This is a genomic window from Lentibacillus sp. CBA3610 (assembly GCF_013373365.1).
Classification (GTDB): Bacteria; Bacillota; Bacilli; order Bacillales; family Amphibacillaceae; genus Lentibacillus.
The window spans coordinates 1,611,734-1,638,723 of the sequence record NZ_CP035925.1 but is presented as its reverse complement, the minus strand read 5'-3'; the positions used below and the strand labels follow the sequence as shown (position 1 = coordinate 1,638,723).

At 41.4% G+C, this 26,990-nt stretch carries 22 protein-coding genes, 2 tRNA genes, 3 pseudogenes and 1 other annotated feature; of the genes and pseudogenes, 22 read left to right on the top strand and 5 right to left on the bottom strand.

Annotated features, from left to right (window positions below; translation table 11 throughout):
• Positions 1–185: 185 nt before the first annotated feature.
• From Len3610_RS08345 to Len3610_RS21780, 5 genes and pseudogenes are all read left to right on the top strand, one after another.
• Positions 186–635 carry a MarR family winged helix-turn-helix transcriptional regulator gene (locus Len3610_RS08345; protein WP_176447540.1) on the top strand — a complete coding sequence of 150 codons (450 nt, stop codon included), beginning with the start codon at positions 186–188 and terminating at the stop codon, positions 633–635.
• A 20-nt stretch (positions 636–655) separates the two neighbouring features.
• A pseudogene (gene racE / locus Len3610_RS08340) lies at positions 656–1,478 on the top strand (glutamate racemase).
• Positions 1,479–2,798: 1,320 nt separating this feature from the next.
• Positions 2,799–3,575 (top strand): annotated as a pseudogene (gene rph, locus Len3610_RS08335) (ribonuclease PH).
• Complete coding sequence (locus tag Len3610_RS20820; RefSeq protein ID WP_255259845.1) at positions 3,554–3,817, top strand: non-canonical purine NTP pyrophosphatase; 264 nt, start codon at positions 3,554–3,556, stop codon at positions 3,815–3,817. Before rph ends, Len3610_RS20820 begins: the two are co-directional and overlap by 22 nt.
• A gap of 508 nt (positions 3,818–4,325) precedes the next feature.
• Positions 4,326–4,538, top strand: a pseudogene (locus Len3610_RS21780) (metallophosphoesterase family protein); the annotation flags it as partial.
• A 324-nt stretch (positions 4,539–4,862) separates the two neighbouring features.
• Here Len3610_RS21780 and Len3610_RS08320 read toward each other — a convergent pair.
• Together Len3610_RS08320 and Len3610_RS08315 are read right to left on the bottom strand one after the other, a co-directional pair.
• A tRNA-Arg gene (locus tag Len3610_RS08320) sits at positions 4,863–4,929 on the bottom strand.
• A 15-nt stretch (positions 4,930–4,944) separates the two neighbouring features.
• Positions 4,945–5,017 (bottom strand) — tRNA-OTHER (locus tag Len3610_RS08315).
• 391 nt (positions 5,018–5,408) lie between these two features.
• Here Len3610_RS08315 and Len3610_RS08310 point away from each other — a divergent pair.
• The 8 genes from Len3610_RS08310 to yihA all read left to right on the top strand — a co-directional run bounded on the left by Len3610_RS08310 (position 5,409) and on the right by yihA (position 12,559).
• Positions 5,409–5,726: a tetratricopeptide repeat protein gene (locus Len3610_RS08310; protein WP_176447538.1), complete on the top strand. Its 318-nt coding sequence runs from the start codon at positions 5,409–5,411 to the stop codon at positions 5,724–5,726.
• Positions 5,727–5,978: 252 nt separating this feature from the next.
• Positions 5,979–6,311 carry a hypothetical protein gene (locus Len3610_RS08305; protein ID WP_176447537.1) on the top strand — a complete coding sequence of 111 codons (333 nt, stop codon included), beginning with the start codon at positions 5,979–5,981 and terminating at the stop codon, positions 6,309–6,311.
• A 154-nt stretch (positions 6,312–6,465) separates the two neighbouring features.
• Positions 6,466–6,624 (top strand): trigger factor, encoded by a 159-nt coding sequence (locus Len3610_RS21775; RefSeq protein ID WP_369693661.1) that lies wholly within the window; start codon positions 6,466–6,468, stop codon positions 6,622–6,624.
• Positions 6,625–6,931: 307 nt separating this feature from the next.
• Positions 6,932–7,108 (top strand): hypothetical protein, encoded by a 177-nt coding sequence (locus Len3610_RS21770; RefSeq protein ID WP_369693660.1) that lies wholly within the window; start codon positions 6,932–6,934, stop codon positions 7,106–7,108.
• Positions 7,109–7,208: 100 nt separating this feature from the next.
• Entirely contained in the window at positions 7,209–7,736 is a 528-nt protein-coding gene (locus tag Len3610_RS21765) for a SurA N-terminal domain-containing protein (protein WP_369693659.1), read from the top strand.
• 316 nt (positions 7,737–8,052) lie between these two features.
• Positions 8,053–9,330, top strand: a complete 1,278-nt coding sequence (gene clpX, locus Len3610_RS08295; RefSeq protein ID WP_176447536.1) for an ATP-dependent protease ATP-binding subunit ClpX — start codon at positions 8,053–8,055, stop codon at positions 9,328–9,330.
• Between the two features lie 330 nt (positions 9,331–9,660).
• Positions 9,661–11,991 (top strand): endopeptidase La, encoded by a 2,331-nt coding sequence (gene lon, locus Len3610_RS08290; protein WP_176447535.1) that lies wholly within the window; start codon positions 9,661–9,663, stop codon positions 11,989–11,991.
• Positions 11,978–12,559 (top strand): ribosome biogenesis GTP-binding protein YihA/YsxC, encoded by a 582-nt coding sequence (gene yihA / locus Len3610_RS08285; protein WP_176447534.1) that lies wholly within the window; start codon positions 11,978–11,980, stop codon positions 12,557–12,559. Before lon ends, yihA begins: the two co-directional genes overlap by 14 nt.
• A gap of 156 nt (positions 12,560–12,715) precedes the next feature.
• Here the strand turns inward: yihA and Len3610_RS08280 are convergent, their stop codons facing one another.
• Positions 12,716–13,207 carry a LiaI-LiaF-like domain-containing protein gene (locus Len3610_RS08280; protein WP_369693658.1) on the bottom strand — a complete coding sequence of 164 codons (492 nt, stop codon included), beginning with the start codon at positions 13,205–13,207 and terminating at the stop codon, positions 12,716–12,718.
• A 216-nt stretch (positions 13,208–13,423) separates the two neighbouring features.
• Here Len3610_RS08280 and hemA point away from each other — a divergent pair, with 216 nt between their 5' ends.
• From hemA to Len3610_RS08240, 8 genes are all read left to right on the top strand, one after another.
• Positions 13,424–14,791: a glutamyl-tRNA reductase gene (gene hemA, locus Len3610_RS08275; RefSeq protein ID WP_176447532.1), complete on the top strand. Its 1,368-nt coding sequence runs from the start codon at positions 13,424–13,426 to the stop codon at positions 14,789–14,791.
• A gap of 17 nt (positions 14,792–14,808) precedes the next feature.
• Positions 14,809–15,633 carry a cytochrome C assembly family protein gene (locus tag Len3610_RS08270; RefSeq protein WP_176447531.1) on the top strand — a complete coding sequence of 275 codons (825 nt, stop codon included), beginning with the start codon at positions 14,809–14,811 and terminating at the stop codon, positions 15,631–15,633.
• Between the two features lie 42 nt (positions 15,634–15,675).
• Positions 15,676–16,605 carry a hydroxymethylbilane synthase gene (gene hemC, locus Len3610_RS08265; RefSeq protein ID WP_176447530.1) on the top strand — a complete coding sequence of 310 codons (930 nt, stop codon included), beginning with the start codon at positions 15,676–15,678 and terminating at the stop codon, positions 16,603–16,605.
• The gene (locus Len3610_RS08260; protein WP_176447529.1) at positions 16,605–17,378 is read left to right on the top strand and encodes a uroporphyrinogen-III synthase; all 774 of its coding nucleotides are present in this window, start codon (positions 16,605–16,607) and stop codon (positions 17,376–17,378) included. The genes hemC and Len3610_RS08260 overlap by 1 nt, the downstream gene beginning before the upstream one ends.
• Positions 17,379–17,384: 6 nt before the next feature.
• Positions 17,385–18,365 carry a porphobilinogen synthase gene (gene hemB / locus Len3610_RS08255; RefSeq protein WP_176447528.1) on the top strand — a complete coding sequence of 327 codons (981 nt, stop codon included), beginning with the start codon at positions 17,385–17,387 and terminating at the stop codon, positions 18,363–18,365.
• Between the two features lie 145 nt (positions 18,366–18,510).
• Positions 18,511–19,800, top strand: a complete 1,290-nt coding sequence (hemL, locus tag Len3610_RS08250; RefSeq protein ID WP_176447527.1) for a glutamate-1-semialdehyde 2,1-aminomutase — start codon at positions 18,511–18,513, stop codon at positions 19,798–19,800.
• 211 nt (positions 19,801–20,011) lie between these two features.
• On the top strand, positions 20,012–21,064 hold the full coding sequence (spoVID, locus tag Len3610_RS08245; RefSeq protein WP_255259844.1) for a stage VI sporulation protein D: 1,053 nt from the start codon (positions 20,012–20,014) through the stop codon (positions 21,062–21,064).
• A 168-nt stretch (positions 21,065–21,232) separates the two neighbouring features.
• Complete coding sequence (locus tag Len3610_RS08240; RefSeq protein WP_176447525.1) at positions 21,233–22,249, top strand: phosphotransferase; 1,017 nt, start codon at positions 21,233–21,235, stop codon at positions 22,247–22,249.
• Here Len3610_RS08240 and Len3610_RS08235 read toward each other — a convergent pair.
• Positions 22,246–22,434 carry a hypothetical protein gene (locus Len3610_RS08235; protein WP_176447524.1) on the bottom strand — a complete coding sequence of 63 codons (189 nt, stop codon included), beginning with the start codon at positions 22,432–22,434 and terminating at the stop codon, positions 22,246–22,248. The two genes, Len3610_RS08240 and Len3610_RS08235, sit on opposite strands and share 4 nt — an antisense overlap.
• Before the next feature lie 286 nt (positions 22,435–22,720).
• Positions 22,721–22,946, top strand: a binding site (T-box leader).
• 55 nt (positions 22,947–23,001) lie between these two features.
• Here Len3610_RS08235 and Len3610_RS08230 point away from each other — a divergent pair.
• Complete coding sequence (locus Len3610_RS08230) at positions 23,002–25,647, top strand: valine--tRNA ligase (protein ID WP_176449596.1); 2,646 nt, start codon at positions 23,002–23,004, stop codon at positions 25,645–25,647.
• 476 nt (positions 25,648–26,123) lie between these two features.
• On the opposite strand, the gene Len3610_RS08225 is transcribed toward Len3610_RS08230, so the two are convergent.
• Positions 26,124–26,984 carry an ATP-grasp domain-containing protein gene (locus tag Len3610_RS08225; protein ID WP_176447523.1) on the bottom strand — a complete coding sequence of 287 codons (861 nt, stop codon included), beginning with the start codon at positions 26,982–26,984 and terminating at the stop codon, positions 26,124–26,126.
• Positions 26,985–26,990: the final 6 nt, after the last annotated feature.

Here is a 26,990-nt window from a genome sequence, read left to right as displayed (position 1 = left end):
ATGTGTAAACGGTGAGCACATTTTGGAGGAAGTTAAATATTATGACAGTAGTCACACTACTCTCAGGATCCGGGAAAGTTTTTCTCAGCTTAAATGATATGGTTCCGTAAGATAAACTGATATTTTTGTCATGTTATGTTAAAATATGTACATAAAATTGGAATATTCATGAGGGGGCACCCGTCTTGAATCAGGATATATCATCAGAAACAATTGCAAATCTTGAAAAACGATTACGCTACATATCTGGTATGATCAAACAGAACGGGCGAAAAATACTCAATCATTACCCAATCACGTCACCGCAATTCATCGCCTTGCAGTTCCTCATTGAAGGTGATTTAACAATTGGAGAACTTTCAAATAAAAATGGATTGGCATTCAGTACAACAACAGATCTGGTGGACCGGCTGGAAAAAAACCAGCTCGTTGAACGGGTGAGAGATACAAAAGACCGGCGTGTCGTAAGAATTCATGTTTTGGAAAAAGGGCGAACGATTATAAATGAAGTGATTAAAAAACGTCAGGAATATTTAGGTGACGTACTGGAAAACTTTTCAACAGAACAAACTGAAACATTAAACGATATGTTAACGTTTCTGTATGAAGAAATGCAGCATGTGGACCAAAAATAACAGCAAGAAGAGGCGATTTTTTGAATCAGGCAATAGGAGTAATCGATTCCGGTGTGGGCGGTTTGACAGTCGCTCATGAACTTATGCGTCAGCTGCCGGGTGAAAGATTAATTTATTTAGGTGATACACTGAGATGTCCGTACGGGCCAAGATCCAAAGATGAGGTTAAAACATTCACATGGGAAATGGTGAATTTTTTACTTGATAAGGACATTAAGATGCTTGTGATTGCATGTAATACAGCTACAGCTTTTACCTTAAATGAACTGGAGAATCAACTGTCGATTCCAGTTATTGGGGTCATCAATCCCGGGGCACGCGCAGCCATTAAGTTCACGAAAAACACCCATATAGGTGTGATTGGAACAGAAGGAACAATTCGAAGTGATGCCTATACAAAGGCATTGCAAAACATTAATGCCAATATTCATGTTAACCCGCTGGCATGCCCATTGTTTGTTCCAATGGTTGAACAGGGTGTTTTATCCGGTGCCAAGGCTGATGAAATTGTAGAAACGTCGTTAATGCCTTTGAAGGAGCAAAATCATATTGATACACTGATTCTCGGATGCACACATTATCCGTTAATCAAAGATACGATTCAAAAAGTGATTGGAAATCAGGTTATGGTTATCTCATCGAGTGAAGAAACGGCACGAGAGGCCAGTACGATCTCGATTTCCATGATCTTTGTATCAAGGAGGAATAACACCAATCACCAATTTTTATGCAACCGGTGATATAGGGTTATTTGCAATGATTACTGAGCGTATTTCAAGGAAATCCACTGATTATTTCAGTCGGTTTACGATCGGAAAAGCTGTCATCCAGAATCCTTTCTGATATTTTTGTTCAGAGAGGATTCAATTTTTTATTTACAGGTTGGTCTAAATTTTTTGTGAGCTCGTATATATAATAGTACAAACCATCGTAGGAGGGAAAAACATGCCAGAAAGCGCAGTCTATGCTATTAAGCCTAACGGTGTTTCTCAACTATTATAATTATCGGGTGTTTTCAGGGGAACAATTCATAAATAACGAAGAAATGGATCCCGCAAGATGCTGAAACAGTCGATGATTTGGAAGATGAACAGGTGAAGGTGAAGAAGTAAATACGAAGGAGGAAGGAAGTCAGGAAAGAAGCTGAAGAGGATGAGGGAACAACACCTGAAACGGTTGACAGACAGTTATATTTACTTGATTCCATGGTAATGGTAGCTTCCAGACATTACAACTGCCCAAAGCGAATCCAATCAGGTAGCCAGAACAAGCGTTAGAACATCTCGTGATAGACGGGCCGTTACATCATATGCCAAATGGATTTCAGGCTGTATTACCAGCAGGTACGCAAATACTTGGATTGAACCTGGAAGATAACGGAACAATGGTTTGTCGATGTCTCTGAGGAATTTCGAGAAATTATCAGGCGGAAATGAGGTTGGAATACTGCAAGCCATGGACTTTCAACAGTAAACAGTTTTTGATGGTGTTGATAACATGAACTGCGTATTAACGGAAACCACAGGAGACAATGCCTGTTGATGGACGCCTATTGGTGATGGCTATTTCAGAGTGAATGTATAAACCTGGTTCAATCCAATTCAGTGGATTTGATGGCAAACGAACTGTCCACATGTACTACCCATCTGCTCAAGGTGACAATCAATATTTTGTACCTGTCACCAATATATTGATGCGGAAGATAGTGGTTTATACGGATCTATGATTCAGACATTAATGGAAGGCCGGAGCTGATAACCAATTTGCCAGCATGTCTCTAATAATCTACAGAAATGACCAGTGATCCAAGTTTAAACCGATGTGTGCTTGAAGTTGGTTTCATCAGAAGTTTGCAGAACACGGATGATGCTGTCATTTCCAATGAAGTCATGGAAACGTTGTACGAACACTGACACAAGATGAAGCGTGGAAGCTGTTTGAAGTAAAGGTGGAGGATGTTGAGACGCTGTTTAATGAAAACGGGAAGCATATACAGAACCCCGTAACGGCCCAATCGTTTTTCTCTGCTGAAAAAGCTATAGTTAAAAAAGGCTGTGCTGAGCAGTCTTTTTCTTTTCGCCCTGATACTCATAATTCATGTCTGATTGTAAAAAATATGTTAGGATAAACCGTGGATGCATAGTTAAGGAGGCATAGGTTCTATTGAGAAATGACCAGCGCGAGTTTAACGAATTACGACCAGTAACGATTAACACCGATTATATTAAACATCCGAAGGGTCTACTTATTGAATTGGTGACACAAAAAGTATATGCATGCAAAGTATTGAGATCGGGTGCCCTTTTATGCGAGTCAGGGAAAGGCTGGATCACGGCAGGAATATGCCATGCTTCCGAGAGCGACGGAGCCAGCGTAATATCCGTGATCTCTAAAGAAAAGTAAGCGGCAGAACGATGGAAATTCAGCGTTTAATTGGACGTGCACTAAGATCAGTTGTCGATTTGAATCAAATCGGTGAACGTACTGTTTGGTTGATGTGACGTTATTCAGGCTGATGGCGGTACCCGAAACAGCTTCGATAACAGGAGCATTTGTTGCCGTTGTTTAGCTTTTAAATACGTTACTTCAGTCTAAACCCATTAAAAATGCCTGTCACAGATTTTCTTGCCGCCCTTTCCTGGTATTTCTTCGACGGGCAGAATTGCTTGATTTGAATACCAGGAAGACTCTGAAGCTGCTGTGATATGACGTTGTATGACGGAAGCAGGTGAATTTATCGAAATACAGGGACCGGGAGGAGCAACGTTTACAAATAATCAGCTGCAAACATGCTGGGGACTTGCCGGTGATGGAATGCAGGATTGAATACCAATCCCAAAGACAATCCTTGGCGAACTCGCTTACCGGATTGGTGAACAAACAGACCAAAGAAGATTCACCATGAATGAACTGATTTATTGCCACGAAAAATGCCGGTAAAGCACAAGAATTTCAAGTCATTCTTTGCCAACTACGGAATAAATGCTCTTTCGCTGCTGGAGTTATCCCGTGAAATAGACGATATCGAGGAAACAGGAACGACATTTGAAGAAAATGCTGCATTGAAAGCTGAACAAATTTCAGAGTTACTGCAGACGCCCTGTTCTGGCGGATTGATTCCGGTCTGGTCATTGATGCATTGGAAGGACGGCCGGGATTTATTCGGCAAGGTACGCCGGTGACAACAAAATGATCAGGCTACATCGACAAAGTGCTTGAACGAATACAGGCGATCGATACGCCTGATCGCACTGCACGTTTGTTTGTATCCTGGCGGTTAGCTGTGCCGGGTGAGGCAACCATATTTAAAAAAGGGCAGTGTGAGGGAAATTTCGACCTCACATCAGGCATATGGGTTTGGCTACGATCCTATTTTTATACCTTGATGGTACACAAACAATGGGCCGAAGCTCCACTGAGGAAAACAAGCATCCAGTCACCGGAGCGATGCCATTAATCAGCTTGAAGAGTGGTCAAAACAGTTGCCGGTAGCAGATGTGATATGTTATGCCAAGTGTATTAATTGTCGTGATAGTCACGTTCAACAGGCAGAACTTACAGCCATTAACAAACGTCATCATGTCGATCATAAAATCCACTGCCGGTGATTCGAACTGGAAATGACGACCCGGCACTGGAAGGATTCATTCAAGTTGCCGGTATTGCGATAACTGATGCCAGTTTCCTGAGAGCAAGTCAGCACAATTTGGTGACTTGAACCTTTTTATTGCGCATGGGCACCTGCATCAGGTCAAATCAAATCCGCTCGCTATTCGCTATCGGGGCGAGGAACAACATGCACAGGTCGTCTGTTTCGGCCATACACATACCGCTGAGAGGGTCCCAGGCAGTGTTCTGCTGCCTCGCGGAGAGCCGAAAAAAAACATATGTCGTGATGAATGATGAACATTAGATGATATTGATGTTCATTTTTTATACGACTGATTGGAGAACGAGTTGATGACTATCCATGAAAACGTCTTTATCCGCATGTTGAGATTAAGACAACTTGAGTTTTGAAATGCTTAATACGCTGACTAATACGAATTATTTTAAAAAAGCCCGGTACCTTGACGACAAGATACCGGGTTTTTTCGAAAAGAAAGTTATAAAATTTCGGATGACGTTTTTCAATATGGAATCGGCTAACTCACGATTTCCTCAAGTGACTTCCGGCCTCTGACCTCTGGAAAGACGAGGCGGGAGCCGAGTTTTCTCAGGTAGCGTTCCCAGGCAGGATTCGAACTCGCGACCCACAGCTTAGAAGGCTGTTGCTCTATCCTGCTGAGCTACTGACATTCATATGTTATGGAGCGGGTGATGGGATCGAACCCACGACATCAGCTTGAAGGCTGAGGTTTTACCACTAAACTACACCCCGCGCGAATTTCTTTTGACGGACAAAGATTTATTATATGTACTTTTAAACAATTTGTCAATAGTATAGCGGTAAGAGTATTGTATATGATACGATATAAAAATGAATAATTGTTGAATATGTTATCTATGAGGTATTATTACATAGCAGTTTTATTTCAAATAAACCAGGTACGGCTATAGTATGATTTTTATTCCCTCATGTAGCTGATGTAGGATCCACATTTCAAGACGATTGAGTTAAAACCAAGGAGAATATAGCCTTATCATTGGATAAGCGGTTAAGTCCCATTAAATAGCTTATTTGAACAGAAAGGAGTGAATTTATGGAAAGTAACAAGGGGGAAATGTCATTCTTCTCCGAAATGGCGAATGACTTTAGAAGAAGAGAGCCTTTTGGCACTAAAAGAGAAAAGATACGAAGAAGCTCTGGCGAAACTTGATCAGTTATTAGGGTATGGCGTTCAGAATCATGAAGTTATGATCGGCAAGTTAATGTGTCTGATGGAACTGAACCGATACAAGGAAGCACAGGACTTTTGTGAATCGTTGTTAATACATAAAGATGAACACTATTATCACTACGTCCATATCTACTTAACAATATTATTTCAGACCAGTCAATATCAATTGCTCATGAATCAGGTTGAACAGGAATTGGAATCAGACCTGGTGCCGGCTGAAATGAAGAACAGTTCCAGCAAACTTATATGATTATGAGCCGAAAGATGCTGCATGATATCCGAATCGAAAAAACACCTGAATACATAAATGATTTATTTAGGCGGTTTGATTGAGAAATCATGCATATCAGTATACTTTTAGTTTGACAAATTCGTAAAATTGGATATACCCAACGAACAGATGAAATCACTTTTAACGGATGATCGCGTACATCCGTCCACTAAAACGCCATTTTATATGGCTGAAAGAAAAGGATCACAGGCAAAGTGAAGATACATAAGCTTGGTGCAAAGTGGACAATCCAAGCCGGACCACATAGCAGCGTTAGAATCTCATTTCAACGATGCAGCAAACATTGGTGATTATATAGTGAGCTTGAACATGATTAATCCAACTTTATTTCAGTTAATGAACAATTATTGCGGCATTTATCTCTATGTTACGTTACCCGATGCGCCAGGAGAAGATGACGCGAGCACGATTGCATCGGCATTAACGAAAATAGGCGAAGAGTATTTGGATATACATACGAAAAATCGTTCAAATGAAGGCAGACAGGTAATCCAATTATATGGAAGAAAATTAAAATATGTGAAGCTTTTATATGCCACATAATAGAAGCATAAATAACAGATTCAAATGACCTGTAATGCTTTGAAAGGCCGCCATATTTTATGTTATAATGTTGGTTGCAAATTTGCTATTTATAAATTTATGTTATCATGAATCGTTTAAAATTTAAAGGAATAATAGATTTGGAGGTATGTTATTGTCCAAAATTGGGAAAAAACAAGAAAATCAAGGCCTGCTGACGTTTGTCATTGCCGATGAATTTGATAAAGCATTGGATCAGGCTTTCAAAAAAGTTGTTAAGGATGTGCCAAATCAGGCTTTCCGTAAAGGCAAGTTCCGCGTAAAATTTTTTTGATCACGTTTCGGTGTCGAGTCTTTATATCAGGATGCTGTGACATTGTACTTCAGGATGCTTATCAAAAGCTATCGAAGACACTGGAATTTGAGCCGATTGAGCAGCCGGAAGTAGACATTTGATCAAATTCGAAAAGGAAAGATCTTATATCAAGGCTACTGTCAATGTGAAACCGGAAGTCACATGTGACTATTAAAGGCCTGGAAGTGGAAGAGAAACGGTTGAAGTAACAGATGAGATGTCGACCATGAATTGGAGCATCAGCGTGAACATCATGCTGAATTGATTGTTAAAGAGAAGGTAAACATTGAAGAAGGCGACCCGTTGTGATGGATTTGAAGGATTCATTGACGGAGAGGCTTTGAAGGCGGAAAAGGTGAAGATATCCACTGGAAAACGGCTCAGTCAATTTATTCCGGTTTTGAGAAGAATTGTCGAAAAGCTTTCCGGCGAGGAAACGAAAATTAAATGTTACATTCCCTGAAGATTATTCATGCCGAGCATTAGCAGGAAAAGAAGCTGTATTCAGTTGTAAAAATTCATGACGTCAAACGAAAGAAATTGCCTGAGTTTGGATGATGAGTTTGCCCAAAGATGTTGATGAAGAAGTCGAAACACTGATTGAACTGAAAGAAAAGAAAAAAGAAGAATTGCAAAGCCAGAGAGAACAGGATGCCGAAAATCAAAAACGCGATACGTTGATTGAAAAAGCTTCGGATAATGCAGAAGTGACGATTCCGGATGCGATGGTTGAAACGGAATTGGACCGCATGCTGCAGGAATTTGAACAGCGTCTCCAAATGCAGGGCATGACACTGGATATGTATTATCAGTTCTCTGGTCAGGACAAAGATGCATTGAAAGAACAAATGCGTGAAGATGCCGAGAAGCGTGTCAAAACGAATTTAACGCTTGAAGCTATTTTCAATGCAGAAAACCTTGAAGTGACAGATGAAGATGTTGAAGAAGAGCTAAGCAATATGGCATCTATGTATGGAACAGATGTCGATCAGCTGAAACAGATTTTAGGCGGAAATGCTGATGCGCTTAAAGAAGATCTCAAAGCCAGAAAATCAATTGAGTTTTTGGTCGAGCATAGTCAAACCGTGTAATTTCAGTTATGAATTCAATGAACAAACATGTTAAAGCAAGGTGCGGATGGTCGCACCTTGCTTTAAACTTTCTCCGATTTTGGTATCTATCCCGTCCATTCAACATACGATAATAAGGATTGGGAATTTTAAGTATTTTCCTTCCAAAATGATGATTAGGTTCCCTGTTGCTTGTTAAAAAATGGCTCCATACTAAAATGTACTGGAAAAAGAGTTATTATTTTGTTTTCACATTTTGATTTGATATGATGACGTTAAGTTAAAATGTAACCAAAAAGATGAAATGCAGATTTAACCTTTTAGGAGTGAAAATGTAATGTTTAAATTTAATGAAGAAAAGGGACAATTAAAATGTTCATTTTGCGGAAAAAGTCAGGATCAAGTTCGTAAATTAGTAGCTGGTCCAGGCGTTTATATATGTGATGAGTGTATCGAACTTTGTACGGAGATTGTGGAAGAAGAACTTGGCACAGAAGAAGCAACTGAGTTTGAAGAACTTCCCAAACCAAAAGAAATCAATGAAACCCTTGCCGATTATGTTATCGGCCAGGAAGAAGCAAAGAAGAATTTGTCTGTAGCGGTTTATAATCATTACAAACGAATTAATACGTCCCAAAATTCTGATGATGTTGAGTTAGCCAAAAGTAACATCGCTATGCTGGGACCGACTGGGTCTGGTAAAACATTACTGGCTCAAACACTTGCAAGAATTCTAAATGTGCCATTTGCCATGGCTGATGCAACGTCATTGACAGAAGCGGGTTATGTCGGGGAAGACGTTGAAAACATTTTACTGAAACTGATTCAAGCGGCAGATTATGATGTGGAGAAAGCTGAAAAAGGTATTATTTATATCGATGAAATCGATAAAGTTGCCCGTAAATCCGAAAATCCTTCCATTACCCGTGATGTGTCAGGGGAAGGTGTACAGCAAGCGCTCTTAAAAATACTGGAAGGAACGGTTGCCAGTGTGCCGCCACAGGGCGGACGCAAACATCCGCATCAGGAATTTATTCAAATTGATACGACCAATGTCTTGTTTATTGTCGGTGGTGCTTTTGATGGAATAGACCAAATTGTTAAACGCCGATTAGGTAAGAAAGTGATTGGTTTCGGTTCTGATAATACACAGCAGGATATGGATCAGAGTGAGCTGCTGCAAAAAGTACTGCCCGAGGATCTGCTGCGGTACGGTTTGATACCTGAATTTATTGGCCGAATTCCGGTTGTCGGCAGTTTGACACCGCTGGATGAGGACGCCCTTGTTGAAATTCTGACGAAGCCTAAAAACGCTCTTGTTAAACAATATGAAAAGCTTTTTGAAATTGATAATGTTGAGCTTGAATTTGAGGAAGACGCCCTTAGAGGGATTGCCCATAAAGCAATCGAACGGAAAACTGGGGCACGGGGCTTACGTTCAATCATTGAAAGCATTATGCTTGATGTGATGTTTGAACTGCCATCGCGCGAGGATATTGAAAAATGTATCATTACAGAGGATACAGTTAAGAAAGAGAACGGAAGACCTAAATTGGTATTCAGCGATGGTACGGTACAAGATGAAAATGAAAAATTACCCAGAGAAAGCGCATAGTCACAATGAATGAAATTTAAATATCAGGGACTGACATTTGTTGGACTCCTTTTACAGGCTGTCAAAAAAGTGGAGCTGACTGTTGATGTCAGTCTCTTTCTATGTTTAGGGCTCAATAAAATAACTGTGTGAGTAGTTTTAATCTGCCTGGCAATACTAATAATCAAACCAATTGATTTACAAAGAAAGAAGTTTTCTATAGACTTTAATCAAATAAAGCTAACCCGAGTGAGTGTGCAAAAGAGGAAAAACGACTTTCGGGTGGTTTTGCCAGGATTTTTGAACTGCCGCTTACATAATAATTCCAGTATAGATGGAGGTATACATACAATGACTACCGACGCTAAACAATTGCCCCTCCTGCCATTGCGTGGTTTACTCGTCTTTCCATCGATGGTATTGCACCTTGATGTTGGACGTGATAAATCCGTTGCGGCTCTGGAAAAAGCAATGATGGGGGATCAAACCATTTTTCTCGCTGCTCAGAAACAAGTGAGCTTGGACAATCCCGAAAAAAAGGATATTTACCGGATAGGCACAATAGCATACGTTAAACAAATGCTGAAACTTCCCAATGGCACAATACGCGTGTTGGTGGAAGGGCTTCGCCGTGGGGAGATCAGCCGTTTTGTGGATGAAAATGAGGAATTCACGGTTGAAGTTAATGAATTGGAAGATGAACGTGGTGAACAGAATGAAGAGGAAGCACTTATGCGTTCATTGCTCAGACAATTTGAACAATACATAAAAGTCTCACAAAAAATAACAAAGGAAACGTTAGCCACCGTTTCTGATATTGATGAACCAGGCAGATTAGCTGATATCGTCACATCACACCTGTCCCTGAAAATAAAAGACAAGCAGGATTTATTGGAAATGGTGAATGTGAAAGAACGATTGCAATACCTGGTCCAATTGATTTCAAATGAAAAGAAAGTTCTTGATCTGGAAAAGAAAATCGGCCAGCGTGTCAAAAATTCAATGGAAAAAACACAAAAGGAATATTACCTGCGTGAACAATTAAAGGCAATCCAAAAAGAGTTGGGCGAAAAAGATGGCAAATCCGGTGAAGCCGAACAATTAAGAGAAAAAGTCAAGGATTCAGATATGCCTGAGCGAATCGTTGAAGTTGCCATGAAAGAATTGGACAGATTCGAAAAAGTACCCCAAAGCTCTGCTGAAAGTTCGGTTATCCGTAATTACATTGAATGGCTGCTTGTGCTTCCCTGGACCGAAAAAACGGAAGATATGATTGAAATCGACAAAGCACAGGACATACTTGATGAAGATCATTATGGATTGGATAAAGTGAAAGAGCGGATATTAGAATACCTTGCAGTCCAGAAATTAACACAATCAATCAAGGGACCGATACTTTGCCTTGTCGGGCCGCCGGGGGTCGGAAAAACGTCATTGGCGAATTCAATCGCCCGTTCGATTAACCGGAATTTCGTCCGTATTTCCCTTGGGGGGGTTCGTGATGAGGCTGAAATCCGCGGCCATCGCCGGACTTATATTGGCGCAATGCCCGGCAGAATTATCCAGGGGATGAAAAAAGCAGAGTCAGTCAATCCGGTATTTTTACTTGATGAAGTTGATAAAATGGCCAGTGATTTTCGCGGAGATCCGTCTTCAGCTATGCTGGAGGTATTGGATCCTGAACAAAACAGCAATTTCAGCGACCATTTTATTGAAGAAACATATGACTTATCCAATGTGCTGTTTATTGCCACCGCCAACTATGTTAATAACATTCCGGGGCCTTTATTGGATCGGATGGAGCTTATTAATATTGCCGGTTATACTGAAATCGAAAAACTCCATATTGCCAAAGAACATTTACTGCCCAAGCAGCTGAAAGAAAATGGGTTGAACAAAAGCAATCTTCAAATCCGTGATGAGGCCTTACTGAAATTAATTCGAACATACACACGTGAGGCCGGTGTGCGCAATCTTGAACGGCAACTGGCGAAACTTTGCAGAAAAGCAGCAAAAATAATCATTTCCGGTGAGAAAAAGCGTGTTATTGTTACTGAAAAAACGATTGAAGAACTACTGGGGAAAGCTCTTTTCCGATATGGCCGAATGGAAGAGGAGAACCAGGTTGGAGCAGCTACCGGTTTGGCCTATACGGCAGCTGGTGGTGATACATTATCGATTGAAGTTTCCCATTATCCTGGAAAGGGCAAGTTGACCCTTACTGGGAAGCTTGGTGACGTCATGCAGGAATCAGCACAGGCTGCATTCAGCTATATCAGGTCCCGTGCCGATGAATTGAATATCGATCCTGATTTTCATGAGAAATATGATATTCATATTCATGTCCCTGAAGGTGCGACACCCAAAGATGGACCTTCAGCAGGTATTACAATGGCCACAGCGCTTGTTTCGGCATTAAGCGGCAGGGAAGTGAAGAAAGAAGTTGGCATGACGGGTGAGATCACATTGCGTGGGCGTGTCCTGCCCATCGGCGGCTTGAAGGAAAAATCGCTGAGTGCGCATCGGGCAGGTTTAACAAAGATAATTATTCCTGAAGAAAATGAAAAAGATATTGAAGATATACCAGAAAGTGTGCGTGATGGTCTAACGTTTATTAAAGTGAATCATCTGGACCAAGTGTTAAACTATACGCTGACGGGGGAAAAACATGAAAGTAACTGATGCTGAAATTGTCATAAGCGCAGTCAGCCAAAAACAGTATCCAAATGAACGGCTGCCTGAAATAGCACTGGCAGGCCGGTCAAATGTCGGGAAATCATCGTTTATAAACAAACTCATCCAACGGAAAAATCTGGCCCGGACATCATCAAAACCGGGTAAAACGCAAACATTGAATTTTTATAAAATAAATGACATGTTTTATTTTGTTGATGTTCCCGGCTACGGGTATGCAAAAGTTTCTAAACAGGAACGGAAAAAATGGGGCGTCATGATGGAAGAATACTTTGCGGCACGAGACGTTCTGAATGCTTGTGTCATGATTACAGATATCCGGCATGAGCCGACAAAAGATGATGTTGTCATGTATGATTTTTTGAAGTATTATGAACTGCCGGTTATCGTGATTGCAACAAAACTGGATAAGGTCCCTAAAGGAAAACGCAGCAAACATTTAAAACAAACACATCAGGTATTAAATATTGAAGCAGATGATATTATCATTCCCTTCTCAGCAGAAACCGGCGAGGGAAAAGACGATGCATGGCATGCGATCAGACAATATCTGTAACCGTCAGATAAAAAGAGATTGGGACAAAAGCGCTTTTACTAAAGGGAAATCCGAACTTAAGTTGGTGCATATATACCGCTACGGAAATATACTCCGCTAAAGTAATTTATTGTTCATCTTTAGAATTGATCATTTTGGTTATGTCCCAACCTCTTTTTATCTTTTCTTTTTAAGCCAATATATCCCGATCCCAATCAAAATGAGCGGCCAAAAGCGTTCCAGAAGTGCGGTTAAATCGTAAACCCAGTCGAATGCTGCCGGCAATCGGATTGAAAATATTAAGAGGATGGATATGGCGCTGATTAAGATTCCGGTAAATAGGCCATGTTTTGTTCTCAGACTGCGTACAATCACCGCAATCCCCACAATCAGCGGATATACCGCCCAATGATCAATCCAGAAAGTATAATGATTTAATCCATGAAAATGGATGCCCAATCCCAGAACAATCGTTCCACTTAACAAATGCTGATAATCTTTCGATGTATAGCTATGTATAAGTAATGCGATTCCAATAATAATAAGCAGTGTAGGCCATGAATAAAAATCGGTTATAATCGGGATTTTCAGCTCTCGCAATAAAAAGTAAACACCTATGCCGATTAATATATAGGCAGCAAAAGAATGCTGACGTTTCAAACTGTCCACCTTCTTTCATAAACATGGGCGCGTCTGGCGGATTTCTTGCGTCTTTCATGAGCATGTGATAAAGTACAAACGGATTAACATACAATACAATGAAGTACGATTGAACCAAAAGTTTTGTTTCAAAATCTGTTCACATTTTAAGATAAATGTAAGAACTTGTCCATGTTATAATAGTAATAAACTTATGTTTTAATGATTTTTTTGGAGGTATTTAGCGTGCATTTGCTCAAAGTCGGATTCAATTACAAATCAGCCCCGCTGGAAATCAGGGAACGGTATATGATTTCCGAAGACCATATTGACAACGCCATGTTAAAGCTGAAGGAACAAAAAAGCATTTTGGAAAATGTAATTGTCTCCACTTGTAATCGGACAGAAATTTTTGCAGTTGTCGACCAGGTCCATACAGGTCGTTTCTATATTAAGCAATTTCTTGCTGACTGGCTGCAGGTTGATAAAGAAGATGTTTCACCTTACTTGCGAATAACGGAAGGTGATGCAACCGTTGAACATTTATTCCGAGTGGCTACAGGGCTTGATTCAATGGTTTTGGGCGAAACCCAGATCTTAGGTCAGGTAAAGCATTCGTTTTTGACAGCCCAGGAAAATAATACGACCGGAACAATATTTAATGAATTGTTCAAGCAGGCCATCACCTTTGCCAAAAAAGCGCATAAAGAAACAGCGATTGGCGAACATGCCGTATCTGTCAGTTATGCGGCAGTTGAGCTGGCGAAAAAAGTTTTTGGCGATTTAAAGAAGAAGCATGTTGTCATACATGGTGCCGGTGAAATGGGTGAATTGGCCGCAAAAAATATCCATGGATCCGGAGCCTCCCATATTACGGTTGTCAACCGTACACTCGAAAAAGCCAAATCATTGGCGGAGACATTCCAGGGAGATGCAAAACCTGTCGAAGAATTGCATGAACAACTGCAGGATGCTGATATCCTGATTAGTTCAACCGGCGCTGATTCAGTTGTGTTATCAAAGAATACAGTGCAAACCATCCAGAAAAAACGCAAAGGTAAACCGCTGTTCCTGTTCGATATCGCCGTACCAAGAGATTTGGATCCTGCAATAGCTGAATTGGATAATGTATTCCTATACGATATCGATGATCTGCAACATATTGTTGATGAAAATCTGGCAACAAGAAAAGCAGCAGCCGACAGTATTGAGAATATGCTTGAAGCAGAAATTGTTGCGTTTAATGAGTGGGTGCAAACACTTGGCGTTGTCCCGGTCATATCGGCACTTCGCAAAAAAGCGTTATCCATACAAGCGGAGACAATGAAAAGTATTGAACGTAAAATGCCGGATTTAACGGCACGTGAGAAAAAAGTATTGAACAAACACACGAAAAGCATTGTGAATCAGCTGCTGAAACAACCGGTCACACAGGCTAAGGAATTGGCAGCTAACGAAAATAAGGAAGAAGCACTTCAGCAATTTATTGATATTTTTGGCATAGAAGAGAATGTCCAGGATGAATTACAGAAACAGGCAGAAAAAAACAATACTAAAAAAGAAACAAATGAAGAAGTATCCTTTCCTATTGCAAATAATGCATCAACACAATAGGAGAAAGGGTCTCTGTTATGACTGAAGCAAAATGGCTTTACGAAATCATATTGATCATTTATGGATTAAGCCTGATAGGGTACTTTATTGATTTTATACAGCATAACCGGAAGGCGAACAGAACAGCCTTCTGGTTACTTAGTATGGTTTGGCTTTTGCAAACCGTTTTTTTATTACAGCAAGTATTTATAGAGAAGAGTTTTCCAGTACTAACATTATATGATGGCTTGTCTTTTTATGCTTGGGTGCTGATAACGTTATCACTCATTCTCAATAAGCTTTTTCGTGTTCAATTTATGTTGTTTTTCATTAATTTATTAGGTTTTTTTATTCTTTTATTATTTGTTTCAACCAGAGCAACAAATCATATGCAAGGGCAGGGAATTGAGCTGGTGCATGAAATGCTGATTGCGCATATAACATTGGCATTTGTGTCTTATGGTTTTTTCACTGTTTCATTTATTTTCTCACTCATGTACCTCATCCAATACCGGTTTTTAAAGAACAAAAAAGGGTTTCGCTGGATGTGGCGGATTGGTGATTTGAAACAGCTGGATGCGTTATCGTTTAAAGCAGTTACGATAGGGGTGCCGCTCCTGACAATTTCGATTATTCTTGGTGTTACCTGGGCATATGCTGCAAATGCCGAGTTTTATTGGTTTGACCTGAAGACGATTGGATCAATACTTGTTCTTGTCGTTTATGTTTTTTACTTACTGTTACGATTGGGAAAAGGTTACCAGGGGAAGGCTATATCAATGTACAGTTCAGCAGCATTTCTTATTTTACTGACTAATTTCCTGCTGTTCAGTAATTTGTCCAACTTTCATTTACATTATTAATCACTGAATTTAAAGTCAACCTTATACTAAGGAGGAATCCGGATGCGCAATATTGTAGTTGGATCACGCAAAAGCAATCTGGCATTAACCCAAACGGAATGGGTGGTTGACCAGTTGCAGCAGGCTGGTATTACCAATGAATTTGAAATCAAAAAAATTGTGACACGAGGGGATCAAATTCTTAATGTCACATTATCAAAAGTAGGCGGCAAGGCTCTTTTCGTTAAAGAGATCGAAAAGGCGATGTATGAGCAGGAAATTGACCTTGCTGTACATAGTATGAAAGATATGCCTTCTGAAATGCCCGAGGGTCTTGTAATCACCTCAATACCAGTCAGGGAAGATCATCGGGATGCCTATATTGCCAAAAATAATGTGCTATTAAAAGATTTGCCTGCTGGTGCGATCGTTGGCACGAGCAGTTTAAGACGAAAGGCACAAATTCTCGCAGAACGTCCTGATGTGGAAATTAAATGGATTCGCGGCAATATTGAGTCGCGCATTCGAAAATTACATGAAGAAAATTACGATGCCATCATTTTGGCGGTATCCGGATTAAAACGTGTTGGATTAAGTGAAGAACTAATCACTGAATATTTGGAGCCGGATGTATGCGTGCCTTCGGTTGGACAAGGTGCTCTGGCAATTGAATGCCGCGCGGATGATCATGAACTCCGTCAATTGCTTGATCGTATAAATGACCCTGATACGACCAAAACCGTAACGGCTGAACGGACATTTCTGAAATTATTGGAAGGAAGCTGTTCAGTACCGATTGGAGGACATGCGGCATTAGAAGGTAATACGATTGTGATGACTGCTTTTGTCGGAACAACTGACGGAAAAACAATCTTAAAGGAAGTGGTGCGCGGAACCGATCCGAAAACAGTCGGCACAGAGGCAGCGCAGAAATTAATTGACCAGGGTGCCAGGGAAATTGTTGAAGCCGTTAAAAAGGAGCTTGACAGTTAATGGCTGCTCCGCTTGGTGGACAAAAAGTTTTAATAACGCGGGAAAAGAAGCAAGCAAAAGAATTCGCACGTAAAGTCTCACAATACGGTGGGATACCTGTCGAAGTCCCCCTTTTAAAAATCTCATGTAAGTATGATGAAGACGTTATAAACCTGATTCAGAATCAAAGGCAAAACAAATGGCTATTTTTTACCAGTGCTAATGGTGTTGATTGTTTTTTTCAAATTCTTAATGACTATCATGTGGATCAGGGTCTCTTTTCGGAAGCCAAGTTTGCTGTTGTGGGGCGAAAAACAGCACGTGCCCTGGAAAGCTATGGTTATCGTGCAGATTTTATGCCGACCACATATAATGCTGAAACAATGACCAACGAATTCTTTGCTGGATATGCCTATATGGAGGAACCCGTTCTGCTTGTTCGTGGAAATTGGTCCCGTAATGAGCTTCCCGATTGGTTCCAGGAGCACGGAATTCAATTTCAGACATTGGAAGTCTATGAAACAGGCTATCACTTTGCCATGAAAGAGAAGTTAAATGCGATACTGACACAAAATGATCTTGATGTTATAACATTTACAAGCCCATCTTCAGTTGATGCGTTTATGAAGATGAAGGAAACGAAGCTTAATTATAACCTGCCAATTGCCTGTATCGGTACCACAACCGAGAAACGGGCGTCTGAAGCCGGGTTTGTTAATCTGCTTGTTCCGGATGAGTTTACAATTGATGGGATGCTTGCCCGAATGGGTGACTATTTCGAACAGAAAGGATAGATGATCATGCGTAATGAATGGGAATTTAAGCGGCACCGCCGTTTGCGCTCTTCAGCGGCAATGCGTTCGCTTGTCCGTGAAAATCACCTGAAAATGGATGATTTTATATATCCGCTTTTCATCGTTGAAGGGGAACATATTAAAAATGAAGTACCATCCATGCCAGGTGTCTTCCAAATTTCACTGGACCATGTAAAACGAGAGATGGAAGAGCTGCAGTCACTTGGGATTAAAGCTGTGATGCTGTTTGGGGTTCCGAATGAGAAAGATGAACAAGGAACTGGTGCTTTTATAGAAAGCGGAATTGTTCAGCAAGCAACCCGTGTTATCAAAAAAGAAGCACCGGAAATGCTCGTAGTTGCTGATACGTGCCTGTGTGAATATACATCACACGGACATTGCGGTGTCATTCACAACCATGATGTTGATAATGATGAATCGTTGAAGCTATTGGCTAAAACCGCAGTATCACAAGCAGAGGCCGGAGCGGATATCATTGCACCTTCCAATATGATGGACGGGTTTGTTACGGTTATTCGCCAGGGCCTGGACGAAGCTGGATACCAAAATATACCAATCATGTCATATGCTGTAAAATATGCATCAGCATTTTTCGGCCCTTTTCGTGAGGCAGCTGACAGCACACCACAGTTCGGCGACCGCAAAACATATCAAATGGACCCGGCAAACCGGCGTGAAGCGCTGCGTGAAGCAGAAACAGATGTCGAAGAAGGTGCAGACTTCCTGATTGTCAAACCAGCCTTATCATTTTTGGATATCGTCCGTGATGTACGTAATCATATCAATGAACCGGTCGTCGCCTATAATGTAAGTGGCGAATATGCTATGGTAAAAGCAGCTGCCATGAACGGATGGGTCGATGAAAAAGAACTGGTACTTGAAAAATTAACCGCCATGAAAAGAGCAGGAGCGGATTTAATTATTTCATATTTTGCAAAAGATGTGGCAAAATGGCTTCAGGAATAAAATGAAATGGATTCAGTTGAGTGTTTTTTGCCGCTTTGGATAATTGGTCAGCCGGACATCTGCTGGCAGTTAAGTAATCCCCGGTTTTAATGGGTAAGTGCGATTAACATATGAATTGGAAATTTCGAATCTGAGGTGATGAATAATGCGAAACTTTGAAAAGTCAGAAGCTGCGCATAAGAAAGCGGTGGATTTAATGCCTGGTGGTGTGAACTCACCAGTACGTGCATTTAATTCTGTGGACATGACCCCGATTTTTACGGAACAGGGAAAAGGCTCTAAAATTACGGACATCGATGGTAACGAATATATCGATTATGTATTAAGCTGGGGCCCTTTAATTTTGGGACATGCCGATGATCGTGTTGTTTCGAGCTTAAAGGAAGCCACTGAAAAAGGGACAAGTTTTGGTACGTCGACTATCATGGAAAATAAACTTGCCGAGCTTGTCATTGATCGTGTTCCGTCAGTAGAAATGGTGCGTATGGTAAACTCCGGTACGGAAGCTACAATGAGTGCTTTGCGGGTTGCTCGCGGATACACCGGCCGTAACAAAATCCTTAAATTTCAAGGCAACTATCACGGTCATAGTGATTCGTTGCTTATTAAAGCCGGATCAGGTGTTGCGACCCTGGGATTGCCGGACAGTCCGGGTGTTCCGGAGTCGATTGTCAAAAATACCATTACCGTTCCTTATAATGACGTGGAAAGCGTACGTTATGCATTTTCTGAGTACGGTGATGATATTGCTGCTGTGATTGCGGAGCCTGTTTCAGGTAATATGGGCGTTGTGCCGCCGACAGAAAATTTTCTGCAGGAGTTAAGAAAAATAACCGAGGAGAACGGATCCCTTTTGATTTTTGATGAAGTGATGACCGGTTTCCGGGTTGGTTATAATAGTGCGCAAGGCTATTTCGGTGTGACACCGGATATGACATGCTTAGGGAAAGTAATTGGCGGTGGCCTCCCGGTTGGAGCCTATGGCGGCAGACGTGACATTATTGAAAGTGTCGCGCCGACCGGTTCGATTTATCAGGCAGGTACATTATCCGGTAATCCGCTTGCCATGACAGCAGGTTATGAAACGCTAACAGCTCTGGATGCGTCATCCTACGAAGAAATAAACCGAAAAGTGGATAAACTGGCAGAAGGGTATAAGCAGGCAGCGATCGATTATGACATACCACTTCAGATTAACCGTGCCGGATCAATGGTTGGTTTCTTCTTTACGAATGAGCCGGTCATTAATTTTGAAACAGCACAAAATGCTAATTTAGACTATTTTGCTCAATATTACCGGGCAATGATTGAAGAAGGTATTCTTCTGCCGCCATCTCAATTTGAAGGTGTATTTTTATCAACAGCGCATACCGATGAAGATATTGACAAAACAATTGAAGCGGTAAATAAAGCATTTTCAAAAATAGAAAAGTAAAGATTAACAGCGAAAATAGCCTTATAAGGGATCAATCGAAAATGAAAGACAAAAAGCTATTCCAACTTCGGGATAGCTTTTTTTGTATGTCCTCAGTTCGAAAAACACTGGAGGCGATTTCTATAGAATAGCATATCATCCAATTTGGGGTCATATAGTTGAATTAAAGACGTATAAGTATATGGAATATATATTGAAGGGAGGAAATCATTTGGAAAATAACCAGGAAATATTTCGTTTTGACTTAGATGAATCGCTCTTTTTTGAAAAAGGACAGGAAGTAGGTGAAATGACTGGAATTTCGCTGGATCCGGAAATTTCCATACAACCATTCAGTGACTATATATCAATCAGGGGTGTTATTGAACTCCATGGTTCTTACCGAAAAGAACCTCTCACCCAGGGAGAAGATGAAGATATAGTTGACTTTGATGATTATCATTCGAGGCGATATGTGGAAAAGGTCGTCAGCCTTGATGATGATCAGGCGGAGTTCACACATCGGTTTCCCGTTGAAATTTCTGTTCCGGCATATCGTGTGGCTGATATGGATGATGTCATGGTAGGTGTCGAATCGTTTGATTATACACTGCCTAATCAGAATCAGCTGAAACTAAGTTCGACTATCGAAATACATGGTATCAGTGATGAAGCCATCAATACGTATGAAGAGGAAGATAAAAAAGAGTCTGCAGCTACACCCAGGGACGAGGAGACGTTTGAATTTGATATAAAAATTGATAATGAGAAATCAGAACCTGAAGAAACTGATTTAACGACACAGCATCCACCGGTTTTGCCTCAAGAAGATGGGCAGGATAAAGATCAGTTGACAGAACAGGAGACAACTTCTGAAAAAGAGAGATGGAAAGGCAAGAAATCGCAAACACTTGCTGAGTTTTTGGGGACGGACTATCATGAAAGTCCGCAGCAGGAACCCTCAATACCGGAAATGGAATCTCAGGAAAGCCCGGCCGAATCACCGATATCAGTAGAGTACACTGAGTCAGCATACCATGATGAGAGTAATGAAAGTCTGTCATCACCGGAAGATGTCCGTTATTTGGCAGATATGTTCAGGGATGATGAGGAAGAAACATATGCAAAAATGCGGTTGTGTATTGTCCAGGTCAGCGATACGGTAGAGTCCATTGCGGAACGATATGAAATCTCTGCACTTCAGCTTTTAAAACAAAATCATTTGAATGAAGAAAACCTGGAAGAAGGGCAACTATTATATATTCCATATAAGAAAAACAAATAAAGTGACATTTCATTCAGTCGTTGATTTCCCACTTCCCCACTTTGATTTAACCTCATAGTTTTGCAGTGGGATCTTACTGCCAGTTACATGCGGGATAAAAAAGTAAACACCCCTTGCTTCTTCGGTAAGGGGTATCTGCTTCTTGTCAAAAGGTGGTGAAATCATAGTGTGTATACAATAGAGAAGGTAATCAAATCCTATGGCCTGATTCCAGCTAAGATCGAAAAGGTAACAAATCGCGTATATAAGGTGAGTGATGGCCGTAATACGTATGCACTAAAGCTAAGCAAGCTGACGGAAAATACCGTTTCAGCATGGGAACAAACATATCATCATGCATCCGCATTTCATTTAACAAACATATTACCGGTTTATTTAACAGATCAATCCAATTTTTACGTCATAATGGATGATTCGTATTATTATTATCTGACACCCTGGATCCCAGAGGGTCAACCAAGTGATGAAGAGGCGACCACCAATGCATATGAAGCCATCGGAAACATCCATGCAAAAACAAAAGAATCAATATCGGTTGAAATGGAAACGGTGTTGGAGAGATTTGACACGTACCGGAAAGAATGTTCAGACCTCCAACATAAATTATTAAACTATGTGCAGCTTTTTGAACAGAATCGTTTCATGTCACCGTTTGAGCTGCAAGTGTGCACACATTATCACGTGCTTGTAAATGTTTTGAATGAACTGGATCATCGTGTCGGCCGGTTCATGAACGAACTGGAAAATGAAGAGAAATGGAATTATTGCCTATGCCACGGGGATTTAAAATCATCTCACTTTCTTCATGACCGCCATACGTATTTGATAAATTGGGAAGAAGCAACATATGATAATGCTGTTTCAGACCTGTCAATACTGCTTCAAAGGCAAGCGCGCAATTATGAGCAATCACCGGCACAACTGGCTAAACTATTCCCGGCATATAATCGTATGAATTCATTAACGGCAAGTGAACAACAATTACTTACCATTTATTTGCTTGATCCTTCTCATTACATATCACTTATTGATAACTATACGGTAAAATCTGACCAGCAAACCATGATCAAGCAGACACAAATGTTGCAGTCAGCTTTTCGTCAATTAGAGCTTGGTCTTAAGTGGGCTGAATTTGCAGAATATGATGATGACATGGCTGAATCAACTAATGAATCTGAGTCTTAAATCCATTCCAGATAAAATGCTATAAACAAACCGACCAATGCTCCCAGTAAAAAGACATCCAGTGAAGTAGGAAACAGTAATGTGCGGATTAGCTGAAAAATTAAAATCGGCAAAGTTACTTTTTCGATAACAACAATGCAATTCCTGGCCCAAGGTGGTAGACGATACCGATAATAACGTGCCATTTTTTATTCACCTCATTCGTTTTTATATTGCGAAAAGAAAGTACACAATTTCGGATGACGTTGTCAATACGGAAATCGGCTGCCTCGCCGATTTCTAAAAATCTGACTTCCGGCATCTGATCTCTGAAAAGATAAGGCTAGGCCTGAGTTTTTCTAATATTGTATGTATATAACAGGCTGTTTTGTGCCATTCTTATTCTAATAGTTGATTTTGTTATGTAAAAACGGTAAAATTAGTTACAAATTATACAGTTACATGCGTCACATGTGGGATTAATAACAATCATTACAAGCGATGAGTGGGAAGAGTACAGAATGATTACTCTATAGAGAGGGAATGTCTGGTGGGAATTTCCCGGGAAAATGATTCTGGAAGGTCGCCCATGAAGCTGCTTCTTTGAATTCGGTAGAAGAAGCCGGTTGCTGACCGTTATCATGCTATGAGTGCATAGGTGCTTTCTGCCTGTGAACAAAGGTGGTACCACGGAAAACAAATCCTTTTCGTCCTTTTTCGGGATGCAAAGGATTTTTTTATTGTTAAATAAGTGTTATAGGGAGGAACTCATGATGGATGAAGAAAACAAAACAGCCATGTCACCAAAGTATAATCCGAATGAAATCGAAAAAGACCGTTACAGATTTTGGGTTGATGGGAATTTTTTCCGGGCAACAGGCGATAAGGAAAAAGAGCCGTTCACAATCGTTATTCCACCGCCAAATGTAACAGGCCGCTTGCATTTGGGCCATGCATGGGATACAACGATGCAGGATACGATCTCCCGGATGAAGCGAATGCAAGGCTATGATGTGTTATGGCTGCCGGGTATGGACCATGCCGGAATTGCTACACAAGCAAAGGTGGAGGCAAAGCTGAAGGAACAAGGTGAAAACCGTCACAACCTTGGCCGGGATAAGTTTTTGGATGTTTCCTGGGACTGGAAAGAAGAATACGCCGATTTTATCAGGTCGCAGTGGGAAAAACTTGGTCTGGGTCTTGATTACTCCAGAGAGCGGTTTACACTTGATGAAGGACTGTCCAATGCTGTCCGTGAAGTGTTCGTCAGCCTGTATGAAAAAGGTCTGATATACCGCGGTGAATATATTATCAACTGGGATCCGGCTACCAGGACAGCTCTCTCCGATATCGAAGTCGAATACGCAGAAGTCCAGGGCAAGTTTTATCATATGCATTACCCGATAAAAGAAACCGGTGAAACAATTGAAATTGCAACAACCCGCCCGGAAACGATGCTTGGCGATACAGCAGTAGCCGTTCACCCGGATGATGAGCGTTATCAGCATCTGATCGGAAAAACGGTGGTGCTGCCAATTGTCGGACGTGAGATGGAAATTGTTGCTGATTCATATGTTGATATGGAAATGGGCTCAGGTGCGGTGAAAATAACGCCTGCCCACGATCCAAATGATTTTGAAATCGGTAATCGACACAATCTTGAACGCGTGCTGGTTATGAATGAAGACGGCTCAATGAATGAAAATGCAGGCCGCTATCAAGGAATGGATCGATTCGAGTGCCGTCAGGAAATTGTAAAAGACCTTCAGGATCAGGGTGTGTTGTTTGAAATTAAAGACCATCCACATCTGGTCGGGCACTCTGAACGGAGCGGTGCTGTTGTGGAACCATATTTGTCGACACAATGGTTTGTCAATATGCAGCCACTTGCTGATGCTGCCATTGAACTGCAGGATAGTGATGGGAAAGTTCATTTTGTTCCGGATCGATTCGAGCGGACTTATTTGCATTGGATGGAAAATATCCGTGACTGGTGTATTTCCCGTCAGCTTTGGTGGGGGCATCGCATTCCGGCCTGGTATCATAAAGAAACCGCCGAATTGTATGTCGGCAAAGAAGAACCGGCCGATAGTGAAAACTGGGAACAGGATGAGGATGTGCTTGATACGTGGTTTTCATCAGCTTTGTGGCCGTTCTCAACAATGGGGTGGCCTGATGACGATTCAGAAGACTTCAAGCGGTATTTCCCGACTGATGTGCTTGTGACAGGATACGATATTATCTTTTTCTGGGTAGCACGGATGATTTTCCAGTCAAAACAATTCACCGGTAAGCGGCCTTTCCAAGATGTGCTGATTCATGGCCTGATTCGTGATGCCCAGGGGCAAAAAATGAGCAAATCACTTGGCAATGGTGTTGATCCAATGGATGTTATTGATCAGTACGGGGCTGACTCATTGCGTTATTTTCTGTTGACCGGTTCGACTCCCGGGCAGGATTTGCGTTTTCATTGGGAAAAAGTTGAAGCAACGTGGAATTTTGCCAATAAGGTTTGGAATGCCTCCCGTTTTTCCTTAATGAATATGGAAGATTTCGATTATGAGGATATCGATTTGAACAGAGAAAAATCCCTGGCGGATAAGTGGATTTTGACGCGGTTGAATGAAACAATTGATCACGTTACCAGGAATACGAACAAATATGAATTTGGTGAAGCGGGACGTCATTTATACAATTTTATCTGGGATGAACTTTGTGATTGGTATATTGAAATGGCGAAACTCCCTTTGTATGGTGATGATGAGGCGCAAAAGAAGACAACCAGATCAGTTCTTGCTTATGTATTGGACCAAACGATGCGGATGCTCCATCCATATATGCCGTTCATCACTGAAGAAATCTGGCAGCAGCTCCCGCATAAGGGCGCGTCAATTACCGTTGCTAAATGGCCGGAAGCAAAAGAGGAACTTCATGATGAAACTGCGTCAAGCGAAATGAAGCGGCTTGTTTCCATTATTAAGTCAGTGCGAAATATCCGGGCTGAAGTGGATACGCCGATGTCCAGGCAAATCAAACTTTTTATCAAAACCGAAAATGAAGCCATCTCCGCTGAACTGGAAAACAACCGCGGTTATTTGGAAAGTTTCTGCAATCCAAGTGAATTAGTCATTGCCACAGATGTTGCATCACCTGACAAAGCGATGTCAGCGGTTGTCACCGGATCGGAGTTATTCCTGCCGCTTGAAGGCTTGATTGACTTCGATAAAGAAATCGAACGGCTCGAAAAAGAACTGGCGAAATGGACAAAAGAAGTGGAACGTGTCCAGAAAAAACTGGCGAATGAAGGGTTTGTCAACAAAGCACCACAACAAGTGGTTGACGACGAAAGACAGAAAGAAAAAGATTATCTGGAAAAGCAAGCAAAAGTGAAAGCGCGGCTTGAAGAGCTAAAATCATAAAATAAGGCTCTATTCGTAAACTCGGTGTTTTTTAACCAGGCAGATGATATCAACTGCGAAACACTGAAAAAGTTGAGTGCATAGACACCGCTCCGGAAATACGCTCCGCTTTCCGCGGGTGACCCGTGAGCCTCCTCGGGCATTCGCCCTGTGGGGTCTCACGTTAGTCACTTTTCCCGCAGGAGTCTCCGCGTATTTCCTGCGCTGGTTGAACTTTCTAATCCATTTTGTGTTGCTTAATTAAACCCCTCTTGTGAGTGTTGATTGGAGTGGAGGCCAGTCGACTCCTGCGGGAAAGCAACGGCTGAAGACCCCGCAGGAAGCGGTTTTCTTCCGAGGAGGCTGAAGCGTTGCCCCCGGAAAGCGACTGGCCGGAACGGAAATCAGCATAGCACTTGTGTCGCAGTCTATGATTTTGATTTTGTGGCAAGAACAACAATCTTTTGTAAAACAGCCTAAAATAAAAATGCGGAAGTTCAGGTGGGGCTTCCGCTTTTTATATATGCGAGATATTTTTGCAGAATATTAATGTCACTTACGGCGCTCAGTGTGCGGGAACCGACGACATCCTCTATTTCATTGAAAATAAACCTGCCGTCATGATTCAGCAGAAAGTCGATGCCGACCATCCCAAACCGGAAAGATTCACAGATGTCTTTGACCAGTGCTATTTCATGTGTATTAAGGGGATACCATGAAGCGCTACCCCCGAGCTTGTAATTTGCCCGGAAGTCATGTTTGTTTTCACGCATAACTGCTCCGATAATTTCGCTGCCGATAACAAATACCCGCACATCTTTCCCGGATTGTATATTCGCTGCTGATTGAATGACCAGATCTTCCGTTGACGGGTGATGCTGCAGATGCTGCCATTCCTGGGGGTTTTTTACCATTTCCACCTGCGCCCCTCCTCTGCCGCTGACGTTCTTGACGACAAGCGGAAAGGCTAAAGGAGGTGACGCGGGCAATCCTGTTTTTGATGAAATGTAAACTGTATCTGCCATAGGGATTGCTAATTTGCTCATATGAAAGTGTGTCCGTGCTTTATCATTACAAATGAACGCTGTTTCCGATGAATTATATACTGCTACACCGAATGATTCAAGCTGATAATTTAAAAACGGTTCAATCGTTCGAATAACAGCAAAATCAGGCAATTCCACTGGTCTGTCTTGAAGCATGACGGCAGGCTTGTTATCCATGATGCCAACCGTTAAATCCTCGCGCAGAATCAATTGCAGCGAGAGATTTTGCAGGTGTGCTTCTTCCCGGAACCAATCAATATAGGATTCATTCTGTTTTGCATCGGTCTTGTTATAAATAAGCCAGCCTTTCATAGTGAT

What these genes read in the sequence shown, in the direction of transcription:
- clpX (WP_176447536.1), top strand. Translation starts at nt 8,053, where the DNA reads ATGTTTAAATTTAATGAAGAAAAGGGACAATTAAAATGTTCATTTTGC.
- lon (WP_176447535.1), top strand. Translation starts at nt 9,661, where the DNA reads ATGACTACCGACGCTAAACAATTGCCCCTCCTGCCATTGCGTGGTTTA.
- yihA (WP_176447534.1), top strand. Translation starts at nt 11,978, where the DNA reads ATGAAAGTAACTGATGCTGAAATTGTCATAAGCGCAGTCAGCCAAAAA.
- Len3610_RS08270 (WP_176447531.1), top strand. Translation starts at nt 14,809, where the DNA reads ATGACTGAAGCAAAATGGCTTTACGAAATCATATTGATCATTTATGGA.
- hemC (WP_176447530.1), top strand. Translation starts at nt 15,676, where the DNA reads ATGCGCAATATTGTAGTTGGATCACGCAAAAGCAATCTGGCATTAACC.
- Len3610_RS08260 (WP_176447529.1), top strand. Translation starts at nt 16,605, where the DNA reads ATGGCTGCTCCGCTTGGTGGACAAAAAGTTTTAATAACGCGGGAAAAG.
- hemB (WP_176447528.1), top strand. Translation starts at nt 17,385, where the DNA reads ATGCGTAATGAATGGGAATTTAAGCGGCACCGCCGTTTGCGCTCTTCA.
- hemL (WP_176447527.1), top strand. Translation starts at nt 18,511, where the DNA reads ATGCGAAACTTTGAAAAGTCAGAAGCTGCGCATAAGAAAGCGGTGGAT.
- Len3610_RS08235 (WP_176447524.1), bottom strand. Translation starts at nt 22,434, where the DNA reads ATGGCACGTTATTATCGGTATCGTCTACCACCTTGGGCCAGGAATTGC.
- Len3610_RS08230 (WP_176449596.1), top strand. Translation starts at nt 23,002, where the DNA reads ATGGATGAAGAAAACAAAACAGCCATGTCACCAAAGTATAATCCGAAT.
- Len3610_RS08225 (WP_176447523.1), bottom strand. Translation starts at nt 26,984, where the DNA reads ATGAAAGGCTGGCTTATTTATAACAAGACCGATGCAAAACAGAATGAA.